This window comes from Candidatus Proelusimicrobium excrementi, assembly GCF_937881865.1.
Taxonomy (GTDB): Bacteria; Elusimicrobiota; Elusimicrobia; order Elusimicrobiales; family Elusimicrobiaceae; genus Proelusimicrobium; species Proelusimicrobium excrementi.
The window spans coordinates 1-3,762 of the sequence record NZ_CALGEO010000062.1; the positions used below are offsets into that span (position 1 = coordinate 1).

General features: G+C 46.6%; 2 protein-coding genes and 1 pseudogene. 2 read left to right on the plus strand and 1 reads right to left on the minus strand.

Going from position 1 to position 3,762, the window contains the following annotated elements; translation table 11 throughout:
- A pseudogene (locus tag ACQY26_RS03105) lies at window positions 1-350 on the plus strand (hypothetical protein); the annotation flags it as partial.
- Between the two features lie 401 nt (window positions 351-751).
- On the opposite strand, the gene ACQY26_RS03110 reads toward ACQY26_RS03105, so the two are convergent.
- Complete coding sequence (locus ACQY26_RS03110; RefSeq protein WP_428047631.1) at window positions 752-2,803, minus strand: SpoIID/LytB domain-containing protein; 2,052 nt, start codon at window positions 2,801-2,803, stop codon at window positions 752-754.
- A 19-nt stretch (window positions 2,804-2,822) separates the two neighbouring features.
- On the opposite strand from ACQY26_RS03110, the gene lipA reads away from it, so the two are divergent.
- Window positions 2,823-3,695 carry a lipoyl synthase gene (lipA, locus tag ACQY26_RS03115; protein ID WP_428047632.1) on the plus strand — a complete coding sequence of 291 codons (873 nt, stop codon included), beginning with the start codon at window positions 2,823-2,825 and terminating at the stop codon, window positions 3,693-3,695.
- Window positions 3,696-3,762 lie beyond the last annotated feature (67 nt).

Sequence of the window (3,762 nt, forward strand, 5' to 3'; positions counted from 1 at the left end):
GTACTGCTACAAAGACTACGTATGCATCTGGTACCGTCAGCTGGTCCAATACTGGCAACTGTTACTATACGTCCTCGGAAAGCGGCAAGTGTAAAGATAAAGTCGCCTCAAATAAATGCGGTACGGCGACTAGGACTAATACTGTAAAACCCGGTGGCACTACTTATGGTTCTTGGTCGGGTTGCTCCACTTGCTCTTGCTCGATAGGAACCACGCAAAGGGATACAAGCTCCACAGGTACGGCTTGCTCCGGTTCCAACTACAAAGTAAGGCAGTTCTGCTGGAACGGAAGCTGGTCCTCTTGGAGCTCTTGCTCCACAAGCCCCAGCGCACCGGCTTGCCCCAGCTAAAAAGTTGTTTTAAAAATATACGGGCGGGATTTTTAAAATCCCGCCCGTTTTTCATTTAACGGTTGTAAAGAATATATTGTTAAATGCAGGTCATTGCTGCCCGAATGCTTCCCTTTTTTCTCTTCAGTCGTCATGCTTAGAAACCATGTATCCATGTAGGTCATGTTTTACCTGACAAAGGAAAAGACCTCTTTAACGTCAGGCGGAGCCTGACCTACAAACAACAATTATCTTATTTATTTTCGCTGAGTTTTTATTAGTGGGTTGTGAGTGGCTATGCTATATTTAAATGTAGGTCAGGTTCTACCTGACGAAAATGAAAACACCTTTTTAACGTCAGGCAAAGCCTGATCTACAAGAAGTATGCCGCAAATAACTATACGGTAAAATTTTATGGGGGATTACTTTTTACGGATGTCTTTTAATTCCGTGCCGGTGTAGTAATGTTTTAAAATTTCCTCAAAATTCTGCCCGGCTTCGGCCCTTCCGCCGCTGCCCGTTTGGCAAAGCCCTACGCCGTGGCCCCAGCCGCCGCCGTAAAATATGAAGGATTTTACCTTGCCGTTTTCGTAATTGGGCTGTACGGTAAAATATGTGCTTCTTAAAAGCCCTAGTGCGAGATATTTTTTAATTTCGTGTTCTTTTGTAAGCGTCAGGCTTCCTTTTGCGCCTATAATTTTAACGCCGTTTACATAGCCCGAGCGTCCTCTGTTTAAAGGCACTATCGCCCTTATTTCGCCTATTTTCTTCTTGCGGTTGATAACCGTCCTCAGGCGGGATTCGTCTACATATCTTGTCCAGCGGAAAGCCGCCGGGCTGACGTTATTAAAATATTTGCTGTAAGCCTGCTGAGGCTGTTGCAGAAGCTCCTTAAAATGATACGGCTGAAGGTTATCTTCGCTGAAATCTTTATAATCCGATACGGGTTTTAAATACGGATGAGCGAACCAGCCCGCCTCTTTACTGCTCTGCGTATATCCTCCGCAGTTGGAGGAAAACACCGCCTCTATCGGTTTTCCGCCGTAGGTTATTACCGATCCCATAGTCGCTTCAACCGCGGCGTTTGTGCGTTCGCGTTCGGCCTTAACTCCGCCGTATACCTGGCAGTTTTGAGTGTCGCATACGTCATATCCCCATTTTTTATGTTTGCCCAAAGCTTTTATGGCGTAAGTTCTTGCTATTACCGCCTGCACTTTTAAAGCTTCTATGGGGAATACGCTCGGCATTTCGGAAGCGATTACGCCAAAAACATATTCTTCCATATTTACATGGTTGATTATTATAAAACCGCCTATGTTTTTGTTATAGACAAATTCTATGTACCCGCGGTATTCTTTTGTTTCGCGCCCGGCCCAAGTGGTGCCGTGGGCCACCAGCATATTTTTTAATATTGTGGTGTGCCCGGCCTCATCCGTGGAATCCTGCATTATTTTGAGGCTTTCGCCCTGAAACGCCGTTTTTTTGCCGTTCGGGGCTACCAAGTAAGGTTTGCCGTTTATCACTTCCACAGCCCAAAATTTGTTGGCCGTACCTTTTTTGATTATTTTACCGTTCTTATTTTCCGCGCGGAATTTGTGCGAAGTGGAAAATTGCACTTTCCGCACCGGGGCCGGCGCACCGTTGATTTTAGCTCCCAGCCCTACGCGTATTTCCGGCAAAGGCCCGTAAAAAGATATCGGCTTCCTGACTATGGTGTGCGCCTTTGGGACTTCCGGTATGCTTAGAATATTGACTTCTTCTTTAGGCGCAAATTCTTTAAGTTTTTCCAATGATTCTTTAACTTTATCGTCGGTGGAATCCGCCGCCTGCACGCTGGAATAGTTGGTGTAAGCTTCTTTAAAGCGTTTAAGTTTAACCATCATGTCGCCGTAGCGTTCTTTTGCTTCTATAAATTGGGAATCAAAAACAAAAACTTTCTTGTAGTGATCCGCGGCTTTGCGGTATTGCTTCTTTTTTGAGTAAAGCTCGCCAAGCATAAAGTTTGCCAGCGCGGTGTGCTGATCCCCCGCGGCGGCCTGCTTGAGGTTTATTTCTGCCAAATCGTACTGACCCATACCCATTTGCGCGCGGGCCAAACTGATATAGTAAAAAGCGGTTTTATTGTTATTTTCGTTAAGCCTGGCGAATACGTTTTCGGCGTTTAAGTAATATCCCGCGGCGAGGTAAGCCTCCCCGGCAAATTCCAGCACTTCCGTATCAAGCGGAAACTTTTTTAAGGCCATGCTGACGGTATCGACGGCAAGCCTCGTTTGGCCAAGTTCAAGCGCGATGTAAACCGCGTTCAAAAAAGAGTCCCTCTCGCCGGTTTCTTTGGAAAGTTCTATAAATTTTTCCAAAGCTTCCTGCTGTTTAAAATTGAAATACAAATCCGCCGCTTCTTTTATGGCTTCCTTGGAAGCTCTGAGCGGCAAAGCCAAAAACAATATAAGCAGGAGTGTAATAAATCTTCGCATTTATTATAATTATACTATTATGAGAGAGATACCTAAATGGCTAAAAGATATGGTCGCCAAAAATAAAGCGGCTTACCATACCTCCGCCGCCAAGAAAACGCAGGAAAATCTGGATTTGAAACTGCTTCCCACCGTTTGCCAGGAAGCCCGCTGCCCCAATAGGGGGGAATGCTTCTGCCACGGGGAAGCCACTATAATGATACTCGGCAGTTTGTGTACGCGCGCCTGCAAATATTGCGCCGTCAGCAAGGCAAAGCCCTTGCCTCCCGCCGAGGACGAACCCGCCCGCGCGGCGCAGTTGGTTCAAGCTCAAAGGATAAAATATTTGGTGCTTACCATGCCCACCCGCGATGACCTGCCCGACGGCGGCGCGCGCCATATCCATAATGTGGTTAAGGCCGTAAAAGAAAAAAATCCGCTTTGTCTGGTGGAGCCGCTTATTTCCGATTTGGGCGGAAAGTTTGAGCACTTGCCTTTGATAATTGAAAGCGGCTGCGACGTTCTGGGCCATAATATAGAAACTGTGCCTTCGCTTTTTAAAGCTGTGCGCCCCGGAGCTTCTTACGAACGTTCCCTTGATTTGCTTAAGAAAGCCAAGGAAATAAAACCCTCTCTTATAACAAAAAGCGGCGTTATGGTTGGCTTGGGGGAAAGCGACGCCGAGCTCAAACAAACCTTTAAAGATTTGCGCTCATGCGGAGTTGAACTTTTAACCTTAGGCCAGTATCTTGCGCCAAGTGCTCTGCATTATCCTGTGCAGTCATATCCCGAACCGGCTTGGTATGAGGAGATGACTTCTTATTGCCTTTCTATAGGTTTTAAGGGGGTTATGGGCGGGCCATTAGTGAGGAGTTCGTACAGGGCTGCGGAGCTGTACCGGCGGGCGCAATAGTTTGGTTAATTTTTACTCGGTCTATCTTACGTGTCCTCGGCTAACAAACTTCCGTATTTGGCCGGAT

Excerpts from the sequence above, each read along its gene's own strand:
- ACQY26_RS03110 (WP_428047631.1), bottom strand. The coding sequence starts at position 2,803 with ATGCGAAGATTTATTACACTCCTGCTTATATTGTTTTTGGCTTTGCCG.
- lipA (WP_428047632.1), top strand. The coding sequence starts at position 2,823 with ATGAGAGAGATACCTAAATGGCTAAAAGATATGGTCGCCAAAAATAAA.